We start from the raw sequence: 17,762 nt of genomic DNA, 5'->3' as shown, positions 1-17,762 counted from the left end.
TTGAAATTTTTAATTATATTTTTTCTAATTGTAAATTTTTTATATGCAAAAAAAGATTTTTATTATAGTTTTATTAACTCTTCAGGTATTCAAATTTCAGAACAAAGAAAACAAAAAATAAGTGATGGTTTTGATTTAATACAAAATGCTAGACAACTAGCTAAAGATGGGAAAGTTGATGAAGCTTATGCTCAGATTAAAAGCTTTAAAGATAAAAATAGATTAAAAGTTCTAAACTCTGATATTATTCTTCTTTATAGTGAATTATCATTAAAAAAAGAGTCAAAAAGATTTATTGTTGATGGAGCAAAAGTTTTAGAAGAAGCTATTAATTCTTCTAAAATAAATGAGTATGATTTACCAAGGGCTTATGAGTTATTGGTTGATTTAAAACTAGAATCAAATAGATCAAAAGATGCTAAGTATTTTGCTGAAATAATAGTTAATAATTTTAATGATAAAATAGTTAAAACAAGAGGTAAAATCGCTCTTGCGAAGGTTTATAAATATCAAAAAGAGCCAAAAATGGCTATTAGAATTTTATATGAAATATTAACTAAAACAAAAGATAAAGAAGTAGCTACTATTGTAGCAAATGAACTTTTTGATTTATATATTTTTACAGAAGAGTTTGATAAAGCAAATGAATTAATATCTCAGGTATTAAAAAATAATATAGACTTCTATGCTAATGATTCTTATTTAGCAAATAAAAAAATAAATAAATTAATAAAAGCAAATATGCCAAGACATGCAGCTAATATTTTAAAAGAGCTTTTAAATAGAACAACAAAAGAAGAATCAATTGAGGATTTTAAATTTAAATTAGCAAATACATATATGTTAATGTATGATGGAACAAACTATTACTTAGAAAAAGCTAAAGCTTTATATGAAGATATCATAAATGATTATTCACAAGGGGCATATTTCCAAAAAGCAAAAATGTATATTGATGAAATATTAATGCGACAAAATATTTTAAAAACAACAGTTGTTTCACAGAAGTATGAAAATTCAGAGTCTATGCAACAAAAGGCTTTATTACAAGAGCTTATAAATGAAAAAGAGGGTAAACAATTTGATAAAATTTTAAGAAAGAAAAAAATTTACAGAACTATTTCAGATACAATTGCTAGAAGATTTGGTTATGATTCAATGACTGTTCTTTTTGATGAAGTTAATATAGATAGAATAAAAATGTTATTAAATGATGACCAATGCTTTACTCTTCATGATGCACTTCAAACAGCTAGAAGTTCAACTTTAGAAAGATTAATTGAAGATGATAGTGTAAAATATAAATTTTTTCAATGTTTAATTGATGTACCTTATGAAAGAGCTTATACTCAAATAAAAAACACTTTTAATACAAGTAGAGATGCAAATATATATTTATATTTAGAAAAAATGGCTTTAGCTTTAGGTTTATATGATGAAGCTTTAGATTTTTCTGCTAAAGTTGAGATGGTAAATAATAAAGATATTCTTTCTAAAGAGTTTTTAATTAGATATAAAATCATAAAACATCAAAATGATACTTTATCTTTAGATAAATTCTTTTCTTATGCAACAAGAAATAAACAATTTATTGAACAAAATAAAAATAATCCAGTTATTGTAGATTTTTATTATGATTATTATTTTTATTTATTAAAACATAGAAAAAAAGATAAAGCTGTTGAGTTTTTACAGAAACTTTATGAAAAACAAAAAGAAATAAATGCTTTTGTTTATTCTCCTTTTGTGGAAATGTCTTTGGCTAAACTACAAGAAAATGAGAATAATATTCAAAAAGCAAAAGATTATTTACTGGAAGGTCTAAAAAATACAAGAAGAATTAAGCCTAATGATGAGGTTAAAGTTTATTATGATTTAATAAATATTTATAATAGTTTAAATAATCAAACAAAAAAGCAAGAGTATATTTTAAAATGTAAAGAGGTTAATGGTACAGTTGATAGTTTATACAAAAAAATGTGTGATGAGATGTAATGGATTTAGATAAGCTTATAAATAATATTGATTCAAGTGATTTATCTATTGCTTTTGGGCGAATAAAAAATATTTCAACTACAACAGTTACGGCAACAGGTCTTGAAGTTGCAGTTGGAGATATTGTAAAGATTGAATCGGTACAACATCTTTATACAGTTCTTGGAATGATAGCTTCTATTAATGGGGCTGACTTTACAATTGTACCTTTTTCTTTTATTGATGGATTTAGAATACATGACAAGGTTTATTTACAAAAAGAAGGCTTATCTGTTAAATGTGGTTATGGCTTACTTGGAAGAGTTGTTAATGCCTTAGGTGAGCCTATTGATGATAAAGGTAAGATAAAAGATTTACATGAAACATCTGCTATAAATAAGCTTTCTATGGCTCCTTTGGATAGAGGAATAATAGATGAAAGATTTTCAACAGGAGTAAAATCTATTGATTCTATGCTTACTTCTGGGAAAGGACAAAAAGTAGGTATTTTTGCAGGTTCAGGGGTAGGTAAGTCTACACTTATGGGAATGATTGTAAAAGGTTGTGAAGCACAAATAAAAGTAGTTGCACTTATTGGGGAAAGAGGTCGTGAAATTCCTGAATTTATTCATTATAATCTGGATAATAATTTAGAAAATACTGTAATAATTGCAGCAACCTCAGATGAATCTGCTCTTATGCGAAAATACGGGGCCTTTACAGCTATGGCAATTGCTGAATATTTTAGAGATAAGGGACATGATGTTTTATTAATGATGGATTCAGTTACAAGGTTTGCTATGGCTCAAAGAGAAATAGGCTTAAGTACTGGTGAACCACCTGTAAGTAGGGGATATCCACCCTCAGTATTTGCTCTTTTACCTCAATTGATGGAACGTGCAGGAAATAATGAAAAAGGATCTTTAACAGCCTTTTTTACTGTACTAGTTGATGGAGATGATATGAATGACCCTATTGCTGATCAAAGTAGATCAATTCTTGATGGGCATATTGTTTTAACAAGAGAGCTAACAGAACAAGGTTTTTATCCTCCAGTAAATTTACTTAAATCAGCTTCAAGGGTTATGGATAAAGTTGTAGATAAAGAGCATTATAATGGCTTTTTAAAGTTAAAAAGAGTATTATCATTAATAAAAGAAAATGAAGTTTTAGTGAGAGTAGGTGCATATAAACCAGGAATGGATCCTGAATTAGATGAGGCTATGGCTAAAAAAGAGCAAATACGAGAGTTTTTAACTCAAGGTACACAAGAACAATATAATTTTAATGAAATTATACAAATGTTCAGAAAGGTATTACAATGATAAATCAAACTGAAGTTACAATGTATAGATTAGATAAGTTAAATGCTGAGCAAGAAAGAATTTCTTATCAAAAATCTAGTGGTAAAATAATTGATAATGGTAGTGATGATGCGGTACTTTTTACAAGACAAATTTTTACAGAAGATAAAATTAGAACTTTTGAAGGAATAAAAGCTCAATTAAATAAAACAACTATTCATAATAAAGCTTCTGATTCTGCTGTTACAGGGATAAAAAGTCTTTTAGAACAAGTTAAAAGTGAGCTTTTAAAATCGAATACTGATACTACAACAGATGAAGGTAAAAAAGCAATTGCTGTAAGTATAGCAGGTGTTAAACAAAATATGTTAGATCTTGCAAATACAAGAATAGATGGTGAATACTTATTTTCTGGTTCTGATTCATCAATCCCAGCTTTTACAGAAGATCCTACTACAGGAAAAGTTTCTTATAATGGAGATAATCATTTAAGAAAAATTGCAGTTGATGAGGGTTCTTATAGAGAAAAAGGTGTAAATGGTTTTGATATGATGATGTATCCAACGGATATAGCAACTAAAGCTGATACATTAGAGTTTTCAACTTCTCAAAGAATTGTAGATCAAGATGGTTTTGAGTGGAAGCCTGATTCTTTAACAACTCCTACAAAGTTAGTTAAATATGATTTTAATGGAAATGCAACAACTGAAGAGTTAACAGTTAGTGCAAATACAGGTGCAAATGCAACAAAATTTCCATATCAAATAACTACACCTAATGTTGATGGTACAAAATTTCAAGCTAAAACAAATATTTTTGATGAACTTGATTCAATAGTAAATTCATTAAATAAAGTAGATTCAAATGGTAATCCAATTACTACAGCAGAAGCAAATGCTTTATTAGATGAAGGTTTAAACAATATTAATGCTGCTTATGATGCAGTAAATGTTGCTCATGCAGAGCTAGGTGGTAGAAACAAAGTATTTGAAATTTCAGAGGAAAAAAATTCTGCTAAATTAACACAATATAATATTATGTTTCAAAAGATTGCAGGAGTTGATTTAGGTAAAGTTGCTATGGAAGCAAAAGCACTTGAATTAACATTTACAGCATTATATTCAACAATTCAAAAAACTAGTGAATTATCATTAGTTAATTTTATTAGATAGTTATTTAAAATAAAAAGTTAAAGTCGTAAATGAACATTAGAAAGATATTATCGAAAGATTTATTTGTAGTTGCATTATTTGTATCTATATTAGTAATTATTATAGTTCCCTTATCTAAGGGTATATTAGATTTCTTCTTGGTAATATCTTTATCTTTATCTTTATTAATTTTATTAATATCATTATATATTCATAAACCCTCAGACTTAACTACTTTTCCAACAATTATACTTATTTTAGCATTATTCAGACTGTCCTTAAATATTGCTACAACAAGATCAATCTTAAGTGAAGGACATAATGGTCCTGATGCTGTAAGCTCCATAATTTCTGCATTTGGTGAGTTTGTTGTTGGTGGAAATATGGTTATTGGTATTATTGTATTTATTATTTTGGTACTTATTAACTTTATGGTTGTAACAAAAGGTGCTACAAGGGTTGCCGAAGTTACAGCAAGATTTAATCTTGATTCTATGCCTGGTAAACAAATGGCAATTGATGCTGATTTAAATGCTGGATTTATTGATGATAAACAAGCACAAGAAAGAAGAAAGTCTTTAATTTCAGAAGCAAATTTTTATGGTGCTATGGATGGATCTTCAAAGTTTGTAAAAGGTGATGCTGTTGCTGGTATTATTATTACTCTTGTAAATCTAATAGGTGGACTATTAATAGGTTTATTTCAACACGATATGACTGTAGCTCAAAGTGGTGAGATATACACAATCTTAACTATTGGAGATGGATTAGTAGCTCAAATTCCTGCACTTATATTATCAACAGCAACGGCCATTATTATTACACGTTCAAATATGGATGAAGATAAGTTTGCTAATCAATCAGTTATGCAACTTGTAAAAGACTCTAAAGCTTTAGTATTAGTTGGAATAGGAATGATTTTATTTGGTTTTGTTCCAGGTTTTCCAACAGGTATTTTAATTGTAATGGGTTCAATTATGATCTTTATAGGTTATACTATAAGTATGATTGAAAATGAACAAGATAATGCTATTACAAGATTCTTTAAAACTCAAGAAGCAGATAAACTTAAACCAAAAGCAAGAATGTCAGATGATGTTGAAACTATCAAAGAAAAGAAAAAACAAGCATCAGCTGCTAATGAAGAACAGAATATTGAGACTATAATGAAGCTAGAAGTATTAGAGTTAAAGCTTGGAATTAGACTACTTCAATTAGTTCAAGGAAATTCAGAGTTATTAGATAAAATAAAAGCAATTAGAAAGACTATAGCAGGGGAATTAGGTTTTATTATTCCTCAAATTAGAATATCTGATGACGCTTCTTTAGCACCAAATGAATATCAATTGTATTTAAAAAGAATTCCTTTAGTAAAAGGAAGAGTTGAAACTGATAAACTACTTGCTATGGGTGGTTTAGGTAGTGAAAAACTAAGAGGTTTAAAAGTAAAGGAACCTGTCTTTAATTTAGATGCAACTTGGATTTCGCAAGATTTAAAAGAAGAAGCATTAATGAAAGGATTTACAGTAGTTGATGCACCTACAATTATATCAACTCATATTTCTGAAATTATCAAAAAGCATGCTGAGGATATTATTACAAGACAAGATATTGTTGATATTATTGATAGATTAAAAAAAGATTTCCCAATTGTTGTAGATGAAGCTATGAAAGTTACTTCTTATGGTACTTTATTAAAAGTATGTAAAGATTTACTTCATGAAAAAATACCTATTGTGGATATGTTAACAATTGTAGAAGCAATTGCTGATATAGCAGAATTTACAAAAGCTCCTGATGTTTTATTAGAACACGTAAGATCAAAGCTTTATAGATTAATTACACAGAAGTTTGTTGATAATGATGGTATTTTACATATTATTACTATTAAACCAGAGTTAGAGCAACAGTTCATTGGTAAAATCCAAGATCAACATGGAGCTACACAACTTATGTTATCAATTGCAGAAATTAATAATTTAGTTACTCATACAAAAGATTTAATAGAGCAAATAGAAGCAAAAGGTTTTAGTAAAGTAGCAATGGTTGTTGATCCTTCACTTAGAAAAAGAATTTCAGAAATATATGAGAAATTTGGTTTACAAGTGGCAGTTTTATCCCATGCGGAACTTGATTCTAAAGCTAATTTCGCTATTGAAGGAACATTGGAATTTTAGATATGAAAAAATTTAGATTTATATTTCTTTTTTTTCTTTTTCTTAATGGTTTATTTGCTGATGTCAAATTAGATTTACCTTCTATTTGTATAAAAGATGAACCTTGTATTTTTAACATTGAAATACAAGGTGAAAATATAAAGTTTCCAAAACTAGATGAAATAGCAGGTTTTAAAACTTCTATTATTTCTAATACATCATCTACTTCTATTATAAATTCAACAATAAGTAAAAAAATAAATAGAGTATATTCTATTTATCCCACAAAAGATTTTGTATTTCCCTCATTAAACTTTATAGTTGATAGTAAAGAGTTTAAAACACAAGAAAAACAAATAAAACTATCTTTACCTCAAAAAAGTAAGTCAAATATTTTTGATTTTGAGATATCAAGTAGTAAGAAAAATCTATATGTATCAGAAAGTTTTGAACTATTATTAAAATTTAAATATAAAACACAAACACAAATCTTAGATTTATCTTTTATTAATCCTGATTTTAAAAATTTTTGGTATAAAAAACTTGGTTATCAAAATAGTTATGAAGAAAATGGTTTTACTATTACAGAATTAAAATTTTTACTTTTCCCTCAAAAAGCAGGAGAATTAGTAATTGAACCTTTAAGAATAGATACTCAATATGTAGATAATAGTAGTAGAAGTATTTCATTCTTTTCAAATTCGATATCGAAAGAAAGAATATATTCAAATGCTTTGAAATTTAAAGTAAAAGAACTTCCCAAAAATATTAATCTTATTGGTAATTTTGAAATAAAAGCAAATGTAAATAAATCTCAAACTAAAAGTCTTGAAGCTATAAATTATACTATTGAAATAGTAGGACATGGAAATTTTGAGGATATAAAAGATTTTAATTTAGAAATTCCAGGTGTAAATATCTATTCTAATAAGCCTAAAATAGAAACTAAGTATATAGATAATAAAAATAAAGGTACTTATAAAAAAACTTATACAATTGTATCTGATAAATCTTATACTATTCCTTCTTTTTCTCTTAGTTACTTTGATAAAAAAACAAATAAAGTATTTACAAAAAAAACAAAAGAAATATATATAGATATTTTAGATTCAAAGGTAAATGATTCTTCTTTAAATAAAGCTGTTTTAGAAAAGCTACCTAAAGAAGTAAAAGAGTTCAAAGAGAAACAAATAGTTAAGATTATTGAAGAAAGTTCTTTAAAAGATAAGTTAATATACTTTTCTTTAGGTATTATATCAACACTATTAACATTAGGTTTATATTATTATGTTATAAATTTAAGAAACTCTAAAAAGCTTAATGAAATGCCTTTAATTAAGAAGGTTAAATTAACAAAATCATCTAATGAACTATTGAAAATATTGAGTGTTTATATAAATAAAGACCCAAAATTAGATGAGTTGATTTATAATTTAGAAAATACTAAAGATGTTGATATTTTAAAAAAAGATATTATAAAGATTTTAAGAAGACTTAATCTAAAAGGATAATAAATGAGAGCATTGTTAATATGTATGTTTTTTGTTGGTTCAGTTTTTGCAAGTGAATATTATGCAAAATTAGAACCAGTGAATAGTTATAAAATAAAATCTTCAGTTTTAGGAAAAGTTATTTATACAAATGATGAAGTTGAAGGAACAAAAGCAAATGATTCTTTAATTGTTCAAATAGATTCAAATGTAGATAAAATAGATTTAGAACAATCAAGAAATAAACTTTCATATATTAATGAAATGATTAATATTGAACAAAAAAACTATGATAGATTAAAAAGAGTATCTTCAAAGCCTGCTTTTGAAAAAGACTCTCAAAAATTAAAAGTTGTAAATTTAAAATCATCAAAAGCAGATATTATTATAAAAATAGAGAATTTAAAAGATACAATTTCAAAAAAAAGGTTGATTGAAAAATCAAATTATATATCTAATATCGCAGTAAAAAAAGGGGATTATGTAAATCCTGGAACACTTTTATATGAAGCACAAGATTTATCAAAAGGTAAATTAGAGTTTTTTGTGCCAATTTCAAGTATTGAAACTATAAAAAATAAAAAAATATTTTTAGATGGAAAAGAATCAAATATAAAAATAAATAAAATATATTCTGTTGCTGATTCATCACATATTTCATCATATAAAGTAGAAATTATTGTAGATAAGGTAAAAACATTTTCAAGGTTAGTAAAAATTGAGTTTAAATAAAAAAATAGCCTGTCCTTTAGACTGTTATGATACTTGTCAAGCAGTAAGTAATGAAGGAGTTATAAAAGGTTCAAAAGAAAATAAAATCACAAATGGTAGATTATGTGTTAATTTTGCTTCTTTATTAAAAGAAGATAATTTAAAAAATGCAAAATTTGAAGGAAAAGATATCTCTTTAGAAGAGTCTTTAGATATTTTAGAGAAAAAACTAAAGACTACACCTTCAAGTTCTACTTTATATTACAAAGGAAGTGGAAACTTAGGTGTAATGCAAAGTGCTCCTAAAAACTTCTTTGCTAAACACGGAGCTGTTTTAACAAAAGGTAGCTTATGTGATGGAGGTGGAGGTGCTGGTATTGAAGCTAGTAGAGGAAGTGTACAAAATCCTCCAATTCAAGATTTAATTGATTCAGATGTGATTATAGTTTGGGGTAGAAATTTTACAGAAACTTCTTCTCATATATATAAGCTTGTAAAAGATAAGATATTTATTACAATTGATCCAATAAAAACACAAATTGCTAAGAAATCAGAACTTCATTTACAACTAAATCCTAAAACTGATTACGAGTTAGCTTTATATTTAACTAGATTAGCTTTTATGAATAGATTGGATGATGAAGAATATTTGGAAGACAATAGTGAAGGGCATGATTGGTTTTTTGATATTTCTAAAAACAGACCTTTAGTATCTTATGAAGCTACAACAGGAATTGCACTTGATGATGCATATAAGTTTTTTGATATTATAGAAAATAAAAAAGTATCAATAGTTTTAGGGCTTGGGGTTCAAAAATATTTTGAAGGTTCTCAAATCATGAGATGTATTGATGGTTTTGCAATGTTTTTAGGTATTTATAAGCAAGAAGCAGGTGGAGTATGGTATTTAAGTGATTCAAATTATGGCTATGAAAAACAGTTTGAAGTTAAAGGGAAAAATAAAAAAATCCCTGTTCCTAGTGTAGATTTTTCTGCTTATGATTTAGTATTTATTCAAGGAGCAAATCCTGTTGTATCTGCACCTAATACGCAAGCTGTGATAAACGGGCTTAAAAATACATTTGTTGTTTTTTTTGGTACAACAAATAATGATACTTGTGAATATGCAAATCTTATTATTCCTTCTTCTGATTTTTTAAGTAAAGAAGATGTTAGATTATCTTATGGACATGAAAATATTGCTATTTCTGAAATTGTAAATGAACCATTAAAAGAAACAATAAATGAATATGATTTAGCAAAATATTTAATTGAAAAATTTTCTTATGAACCTTTGATGCAAAAAGATGAAATATTAGAATATTATAAAAATAATAAAGTAGAATATGAAAAATTTGAAACTTTTGAGTTTATAGAAGAGGTTGATATTGAACCTTTATATAAAGATAAAACTGACGATAACTATTATTTAATAACTGCAAAAAGTAAAAAATCTCTAAATTCACAGTTTAATAGTGATAATTTTGTATATCTAAATTCTAAAAGTGGTTTTGAAGATAATCAAGAAGTTAAGATTTCTTCAAAATATGGAAGTGCAAAATTTAAAGTAAAAATCAATAATGACATAAAAGAAAACTGTGCATTTTTCTATGCTGGAAATAAATATGTAAACTACTTAACTGTAAATAAAGAAGATGAAGATTCTTTTTCTGCAATGTATCAAGAGGTTTTAATCCAAATTGAATTATCGTGAGTTATTTTCAAAACATAAAGTAATTAGAGATTTATCTGCTGTACAATTAATAGCATATTTTGGAGCGTGGTTTTCAAATGTTGCTATTTATACTATGCTTGTACAGTTTGGCTCTTCTGAACTTGCTATTGCTGTTGTTACAGCAATGCACTTTTTACCAGCAGTATTAATAGCTCCATTTTCAGGGGCAATTATTGATAGGTTTAAACTTAAAAATTTAATGGTTGCTCTTTTAAGTGTTGAACTTTTAATGACACTTTGTTTTCTTTTTATTGATGATAAAAGTGAAATTTGGCTTTTAATGATATTTATATTTATTAGAATGAGTTGTGCTTCTATGTTCTTCTCAACGGAGATGTCATTACTTGCTAAGTTAGTAAAAGGACCAGCCTTACAAAAAGCAAATGAAATTCATTCGATAATATGGTCTTTTGCATATTCTGCTGGAATGGGTGTAAGTGGTGTTGTCGTAAATTATGTTGGAGTTAGAACAGCTTTTATAATTGATGCAGGATTTTTTCTAGTGGCTCTTTTAGTACTACTTAGAATTGATTTTGAAGTAAAACAAAGCGAAATAAAACATAAAATATTTGCTTTAATAAAAGATGGCTTTTTTTATATAAAAGAAAATCCAAAGATAATGCACTTGATTTTTTTACATGCAAGTGTAGGACTTACCTCTTTTGATACTTTAGTTACACTTTTAGCAAAAAATGAGTATAAATATGTAATTGCAGTACCTTTAGCTATAGGTATATCAAATGCAGTAAGAGCCTTTGCTTTAATGATAGGACCATTTTTTATATCAAAGTATGTAAATAAAACAAATATTCACTACTTATTAATAATTCAAGGTATTGCTATTATTCTTTGGGGATTAACTCAATATAATTTCTATTTATCTCTTATATTTGTGTTTATGACAGGTTTATTTACAACGGTTTTATGGTCAATTACTTATGCTTTATTACAAGAAAAATGTGATGATGAGTATTTAGGAAGAGTTATTTCTTATAATGATATGTTCTTTATGATTGCTTGTGTGATAACAACTTTGTTTATTGGATTAATGGCAACTTTAACTTCACTTGCTATAATTACCATTGTTTTAGGCTTAGCATTTATGCTATTTGCTCTATATTTTATTAGGATTAAAACATGGATATAAATGAAAAAGTTTTGCTTTTAGGAATTTTGAAAAAAGATGATGACGAATCTTTAAATGATGTAGTTTTAAAGCTTGAAAATAGTGGTCTTTTTTCACTAAAAGAAGGAAAACGTTTATTAAAAAATCTTAAAAAACAAGAGTATATTTCAGATTCAACTTTAAGTGTGAAAGGTGAACTTTTAGCTAAGCAAGTAGAACAAGAGTTTAAAATCTAAAAGAATGTTTAAAGAGAAACACTTAACAGGTTTAATATATATAATACCTATGGTGTTTATTATATTAACAGCTTCAATACTTACTTTTGTTCATATACAAAAATCAAATTTAAAATTTGAAACAGACTATAATAAATTAAAAGATAATTTTTTAGATCAAGAAGAGTTAAGAGTTTCAACAATAGTTGAATCTGTTAATTCTTATATTAAATTTAAAAAAGCAAGTACTCTAAATATAATAAAAGATAATATAAAATCAAAAATAAGTTTTACTAATAATATATTAAGTAGGTTTGATTTAAAAAACAATATTTCAAAAAGTGCTATACAAGATGAGCTTTTAAAGGTTTTGAATGATATACAAAAAAAAGATAAAGGGAAATATTTTATATTTAGCTATGAGAATGGTTTGAGTTTATTAAATTCAGATTATATTCATGATTCAGAATCAGAACTTTATTCAAATAAGCAGTTCTTACAAAAACTTAAGTATATAATTGAAAATAAAGAAGAGGGTTTTATTTTATATAATAAATCATTTTCATTAAATAAAAAAATTGATAAGCTTAAGGTTTCATATATAAAAAACTTTAAAAATCTTAATTTTGTTGTAGGTTATAGTGTCGATGTAGATGAGTATGAAACCATAACAAAAGATGAAGTAAAAAAAAGATTAGACTTAATGAGTATTCCTCAAAATGGATATATTCTAACTCTTGATGAAAACTTTAGAATATTACAACATTCAAAAGATACAAAATATATAAATAGAAGTTTTAAGAGTTATGAAAATAATGAAGAGGTTTTAGAGTCTATATATGATTTTATGAATAAATCAAGAGTAGGCTTGTCAAATGAAAAATTTGGTTTTATTTGGAAAAAAATAAATGATAAAAATTATAAGTTATATGTAGTAAATTATATAAAACATTGGGATTGGCTTATAACAATCGCAATTGATGTAAATAATATAGATAAAAATATTGAACAAATATTAGGTTCAAATAAAGAAAAAATAGAAGAAAGTATTAAAGAAATGCTTCAAATTGTATTAATATTTTTAGTAATTGCTTTAATCTTTTCATACTTTATTTCATCAAAACTAAACTACTTATTAAAAAAACATAAACTAAGAATAGAAAGCCAAAAAAATGCACTTAAAAATATAAATGCTTCTTTAGAGTTTAAAGTTGAAGAAAAGACAAAAGAACTTGAAGAGTTAAATGATAAATTAAAAAATAGATTTAAAGAAGAAGTTCGTAAAAATAGAAAAAAAGACCAATTACTTTATAGTCAATCTAAGATGGCTTTAATGGGTGAAATGATAGCTAATATTGCACATCAATGGAGACAACCTTTAAGTGCAATTTCCACAATAGCTAGTGGAAACTCTTTAAAAATGCAGTATGATATTTTAGAAAAAGATGAGTTAGAAAAAGACTTTTCTAAGATAGTAGAAACTACAAAACATTTATCTAATACAATAGAAGATTTTAGAAATTTTTTTAGAGAACGTAAAAGTATTGAAGAGTTCAATTTAGTTGATTTATTGAAGAAAAATCTTTCGCTTACAAGTGCTTCTTTGCAAAATAGTTATATTAATATAATTGAAAATTACAATAGTGTTTATATTTCAGCTATAAAAAATGAACTATTACAAGCAATATTAAATATTTTAAATAATGCTAAAGATGCACTACTTCAAGTTGATGAATCTAATAGATTTATTGTTATTGATATTTATAGTGATGAAAACAATGCTTACATAAATATCAAAGATAGTGCAGGGGGAATACCTTTGGATATTATAGATGATATCTTTAAAGCACATTTTACTACAAAAGATGAGCATAGTGGTACGGGTATTGGTCTATATATGACAAAACAGATTATTGAAAAGCACTCAAATGGAAAAATAAGTGTTCAAAATGAAGAGTTTGTAATAGATGAACAAATATATAAAGGTGCCAATTTTAAAATATCTTTACCTTTAAAAAGTGACTAAATATCATATCCATAAATAACTATTGGAAACACAAATTTATTAAGTCTGAAAAATCATAACTAATATTTTTTTTAATTCTAATGTTTAGCTATAATTTTGTATATTTAACGAAAAATAAGGGAAGTAAATGATTTTAGATTACAAAGATGTAAATGATTTAAATAGATACAAAATAATGTCAGGAACTGTTGTTCCAAGACCTATTGCTTGGATAGTTACAGAAGATGAAAATGGTATTTTAAATTGTGCTCCATTTTCTTATTTTATTCCTATTTCTTCAAATCCAGCCTTAGTTTTAGTTGCTATTGGTCAAAAAGATGATGGAACACCAAAAGATTCCCTTGCCAATATTAATGAAACTAAAAAAGCTACGATATGTTTTGCTAAAAAAGAGCATGCAGAACTTGTACAAAAGTGTGCAACTCCACTTGATAAAGGACAGAGTGAAATAGAAGAGTTTGAAATTGAAGTTCAAAATATAAAGGAAAATTTCCCTCCTATGATTGCTTCTTGTGAAAGTGCTTTATTTTGTGAATATTATGATACTTATAAAATTCCAAGTAAAACTACTCCTGTTATCTTAGAAGTAAAATATCAGTTTATAGAAGATGATAAAATAAATGAACGAAATCATGTAAATATTGATAATCTTGCTAGATGTGGAGTTAAATTTAAAGCTTTAGTTGATTTATAAAAACAAAAAAGAGTTTCCTCTTTTTTGTAAATTTCCTCTTTTGTGTTATATTCTTCATTACAAAAAATAATTAAAATTTTTTCTAAATAATAAATAACTCACTAATAATATGTAGATTACAATACGGTTACACTCTAACTTTTGTTCAATATCTATTGATACTTTTTATACTATAGTATTTTAAATTTATCTTGGAGTACTAATGAATAATTTAAAATTAAAAAATAAAATTTTATTAATTTTGCTTTTTCCTATACTAAGTATTGTAATTTTATCAGTAAGTATTTTACAAAAAGAGTTTAGCTTAAAAGATTCTATGTATAAATCAAAACTATATGTAAACTTTAGTATAAAAGCTAGTTCTTTATTGAATGAGCTTCAAAAAGAAAGATATTATTCTTCAATTTATATTTCTACTTATGGAAATAGTTTTAAGAATAAACTAGAAGAACAAAAACACAATACTCAAGAGAAAATAGAAGACTTTTATAAATTCTTAGATAGTTTTGATTCTTCTTTATATGGTAAAAAAGTACATGAAAACCTTGTGAAGCTACGAAAAGAGTTTAAAAAATTATCAAAAATTAGAGCAGAAATTAAAAACAATCAAATTGATGAATTTAAAGCAAATAGATACTATTCCTCTTTAAGTACTTATCTTTTATCTTTTTTTGATGAATTAGTTTCATTTTCTACTCAAGCTGAGCTTTCAAAGTATTCACAAGCTTTGCTTTCCTTATTAAATATAAAAGAAAAAGCCTATAAAGAGTCTTTAGTTTTAAGAGAGATATTTGAAGTAGCTAGAATTACAACTAAAAAAGGCTTTGAATTTGGCTCATTAGTATCTTCCCAAGACACATATTTAGATAATTTCAAAAAGGTTTCATCTTTAAAAGAATTAGAGATGTTAAAACAATTTTTAGATTCTAAAGAAAATAAAGAAGTAGAAAAGTTTAGGCAATTAATATCTATAAAAAATAGTAAAGATAGTCTATTAACTCAAATAAAAGAGCTTGCTGGTTATGGTGGTTTAATCCATAGTTTTAAAAACTATGTTTTAGAAGGAAATGAAAAAAGTTATCAAAAATTTCAGCAACAACACGTATCAATAATAAGAAAATTAAAAGCATATAAAAGAATAAAAGGTGTAACAAAAGAAGAAAAAAAGTTAATCAAAAAAATTCAAAGAGTTTTTGATACATATTTATTAATGGCATCACAAATACAAGAATTAAGAGACAATGGAAATAGTATTGAGGAAATTAATGAATATATTCAAGTAGATGATACTAAAGCTTTCAAATCTTTATCTAGCTTATCAAAAAATATCTATGGTGCAAATTTAAAACAATGGGAGCTTGTATCTTTAAACAGAATTGAAAAATTAAGAGTATTAGAGTTATATGTTACAAATAAACTTCTAAATACAATAGAGAATAAAATCTCAAATGTAAATGAAAACTTTTTAATGATTACCATTTTAATTTTAACAGTATTAATTTTTGTATTTTTATCAGTTTTTATTATGACAAAAAAAATTGTCACATCTTTAGATACCTTTAAACAAGGTTTAGAATCTTTCTTTTTATATGTTATAAGAAAAAAAGATAATTTAAGTTCTATTGAGGTTAAAGGCTCAGATGAGTTTGCACTAATGACAAAAGAGATGAATAAGCAGATTGTAAAAATAAAAGAGATTATAGAACAAGATAGAAAAGTAGTAAGTGAACTCTCCGATATAGCACAAAAAACATCAAATGGATTTTTACAATATCAAATTAAAGAACATGGTGCAACTGCTGAGGTTGAGTCTTTAAGACTTAGTATTAATGATATGATTTTAAATACAAGCTCAAAAGTTGCGAATATAAATAAAATTTTAGATGGCTATGCAAAAGGTGCTTATGATACAAGATTAAAAGAAAATGAAAAAGATGGTTTATATGGTGATTTTGGGACATTATTTGCTGGTTCAGTTTTACTGGGACAATCTATTTCACAATTAATCGCAATGATTACAAATGCAGGAAGAGAGTTAGAGTTAAATACAATTACTTTAAGTAAGTCTTCTCAAAATCTTTCAACTAGTGCAAATGAACAAGCTACATCTTTAGAAGAAACAGCAGCTTCAATTGAGCAAATAACAAGTAATATGAAAGCTAGTAGTAAAGATGTAGAAAAAATGCTTGATATCTCAGATGAATTAAATCACACAGCTAAAACGGGAAATGATTTAGCTAGTAAAACATCAAATTCTATGGATGAAATAAATGATAAGGTTACAGCTATAAGTGAAGCAATTAGTGTGATTGATAAAATTGCATTTCAAACAAATATATTATCTTTAAATGCAGCAGTAGAAGCTGCAACAGCAGGAGAAGCTGGAAAAGGTTTTGCAGTAGTTGCACAAGAAGTAAGAAACTTAGCAAGTAGAAGTGCACAAGCAGCAAATGAGATTAAATCTTTGGTTCAAGAAGCTACACTAAAATCCAATGAAGGTAAAGATATAGCAAATAATATGATAAAAGGTTATGATGAATTATCTTTAAGAATTATTGATACAAAAAATATTATTGATAATGTAAGTGCAGCTATAAAAGAGCAGGAAATAGGAATGATACAAGTAAATGATGCTGTATCAAATCTGGATAAAATGACTCAAGAAAATGCAGCAACTTCGGCTAATATTGGTGAGTTATCAAATCAAGTAGCACAACTATCATCAAGACTTTTAGGGATTACTAAAAAAACAAAGATCAATAAAAAATATTATGATATGGTTGATGATATAGATTTGATTCAGCAAATATCAAAATATAAAAATAATAATATTAATCTAAAAAAAGAGTACTACAAACAACTAAATACATATAGTCATATAAATATTGTTAAAAATGAAGAGACTGAACTAGGCCGATGGATTATTGATAGTGAAAGAAAAAAATCACCTTATACTTTATCCTTAGAATGGAAAAACTTGAAAAATAAGAAAGAAACTTTCCATATTTTAATGCAAGAGTTTATGACTTTAAATGCCTCTTGTGCAAGTAATGATGAATTAAAACAAAAAGCAAAAGAAATTGAAGATATAACTGGCGAGTTATTTGGGTGTTTAAATAGTATTGCAGTTGTAAATACTAAAGTTTTAAGAAAATAAGTATAAAAGGAAATACCTTTTAT

12 protein-coding genes are annotated in these 17,762 nt (G+C 25.8%); all 12 read left to right on the top strand.

The genetic code is table 11. The features are described 5' to 3' along the window. Positions 1-1,995 carry a tetratricopeptide repeat protein gene (locus ACH5BK_RS06435; RefSeq protein ID WP_404305616.1) on the top strand — a complete coding sequence of 665 codons (1,995 nt, stop codon included), beginning with the start codon at positions 1-3 and terminating at the stop codon, positions 1,993-1,995. Continuing rightward, positions 1,995-3,299 carry a flagellar protein export ATPase FliI gene (gene fliI / locus ACH5BK_RS06430; RefSeq protein ID WP_404305614.1) on the top strand — a complete coding sequence of 435 codons (1,305 nt, stop codon included), beginning with the start codon at positions 1,995-1,997 and terminating at the stop codon, positions 3,297-3,299. Before ACH5BK_RS06435 ends, fliI begins: the two co-directional genes overlap by 1 nt. Further along, the gene (locus ACH5BK_RS06425; RefSeq protein ID WP_404305612.1) at positions 3,296-4,450 is read left to right on the top strand and encodes a flagellar hook-associated protein 3; all 1,155 of its coding nucleotides are present in this window, start codon (positions 3,296-3,298) and stop codon (positions 4,448-4,450) included. The genes fliI and ACH5BK_RS06425 overlap by 4 nt, the downstream gene beginning before the upstream one ends. Before the next feature lie 29 nt (positions 4,451-4,479). Beyond that, on the top strand, positions 4,480-6,606 hold the full coding sequence (gene flhA, locus ACH5BK_RS06420) for a flagellar biosynthesis protein FlhA (RefSeq protein WP_404305610.1): 2,127 nt from the start codon (positions 4,480-4,482) through the stop codon (positions 6,604-6,606). 2 nt (positions 6,607-6,608) lie between these two features. Continuing rightward, positions 6,609-8,096 carry a hypothetical protein gene (locus ACH5BK_RS06415; protein ID WP_404305608.1) on the top strand — a complete coding sequence of 496 codons (1,488 nt, stop codon included), beginning with the start codon at positions 6,609-6,611 and terminating at the stop codon, positions 8,094-8,096. A gap of 3 nt (positions 8,097-8,099) precedes the next feature. Further along, positions 8,100-8,807, top strand: coding sequence for a hypothetical protein (locus tag ACH5BK_RS06410; RefSeq protein ID WP_404305606.1), 708 nt, complete (start codon positions 8,100-8,102; stop codon positions 8,805-8,807). Then, complete coding sequence (locus ACH5BK_RS06405; protein WP_404305604.1) at positions 8,794-10,500, top strand: molybdopterin-dependent oxidoreductase; 1,707 nt, start codon at positions 8,794-8,796, stop codon at positions 10,498-10,500. Before ACH5BK_RS06410 ends, ACH5BK_RS06405 begins: the two co-directional genes overlap by 14 nt. Then, positions 10,487-11,668, top strand: a complete 1,182-nt coding sequence (locus ACH5BK_RS06400; protein ID WP_404305602.1) for an MFS transporter — start codon at positions 10,487-10,489, stop codon at positions 11,666-11,668. Before ACH5BK_RS06405 ends, ACH5BK_RS06400 begins: the two co-directional genes overlap by 14 nt. Continuing rightward, entirely contained in the window at positions 11,659-11,883 is a 225-nt protein-coding gene (locus ACH5BK_RS06395) for a hypothetical protein (protein ID WP_404305600.1), read from the top strand. The genes ACH5BK_RS06400 and ACH5BK_RS06395 overlap by 10 nt, the downstream gene beginning before the upstream one ends. Positions 11,884-11,887: 4 nt before the next feature. Next, positions 11,888-13,888, top strand: coding sequence for a cache domain-containing protein (locus ACH5BK_RS06390; protein WP_404305598.1), 2,001 nt, complete (start codon positions 11,888-11,890; stop codon positions 13,886-13,888). Positions 13,889-14,015: 127 nt separating this feature from the next. Continuing rightward, entirely contained in the window at positions 14,016-14,582 is a 567-nt protein-coding gene (locus ACH5BK_RS06385; protein WP_404305595.1) for a flavin reductase family protein, read from the top strand. Positions 14,583-14,784: 202 nt separating this feature from the next. Next, entirely contained in the window at positions 14,785-17,739 is a 2,955-nt protein-coding gene (locus tag ACH5BK_RS06380) for a methyl-accepting chemotaxis protein (protein WP_404305593.1), read from the top strand. Positions 17,740-17,762: the final 23 nt, after the last annotated feature.

Origin of the sequence: Arcobacter sp. YIC-80 (genome assembly GCF_044841725.1) — a bacterium.
Classification (GTDB): Bacteria; Campylobacterota; Campylobacteria; order Campylobacterales; family Arcobacteraceae; genus Arcobacter_B.
Note: the sequence above shows the minus strand (reverse complement) of the source record. Positions and strands in the feature narration are given on the sequence as shown.

Coding starts and splice junctions, on each gene's coding strand:
- fliI (WP_404305614.1), top strand. CDS start 1,995: ATGGATTTAGATAAGCTTATAAATAATATTGATTCAAGTGATTTATCT.
- ACH5BK_RS06425 (WP_404305612.1), top strand. CDS start 3,296: ATGATAAATCAAACTGAAGTTACAATGTATAGATTAGATAAGTTAAAT.
- flhA (WP_404305610.1), top strand. CDS start 4,480: ATGAACATTAGAAAGATATTATCGAAAGATTTATTTGTAGTTGCATTA.
- ACH5BK_RS06415 (WP_404305608.1), top strand. CDS start 6,609: ATGAAAAAATTTAGATTTATATTTCTTTTTTTTCTTTTTCTTAATGGT.
- ACH5BK_RS06410 (WP_404305606.1), top strand. CDS start 8,100: ATGAGAGCATTGTTAATATGTATGTTTTTTGTTGGTTCAGTTTTTGCA.
- ACH5BK_RS06395 (WP_404305600.1), top strand. CDS start 11,659: ATGGATATAAATGAAAAAGTTTTGCTTTTAGGAATTTTGAAAAAAGAT.
- ACH5BK_RS06390 (WP_404305598.1), top strand. CDS start 11,888: ATGTTTAAAGAGAAACACTTAACAGGTTTAATATATATAATACCTATG.
- ACH5BK_RS06385 (WP_404305595.1), top strand. CDS start 14,016: ATGATTTTAGATTACAAAGATGTAAATGATTTAAATAGATACAAAATA.
- ACH5BK_RS06380 (WP_404305593.1), top strand. CDS start 14,785: ATGAATAATTTAAAATTAAAAAATAAAATTTTATTAATTTTGCTTTTT.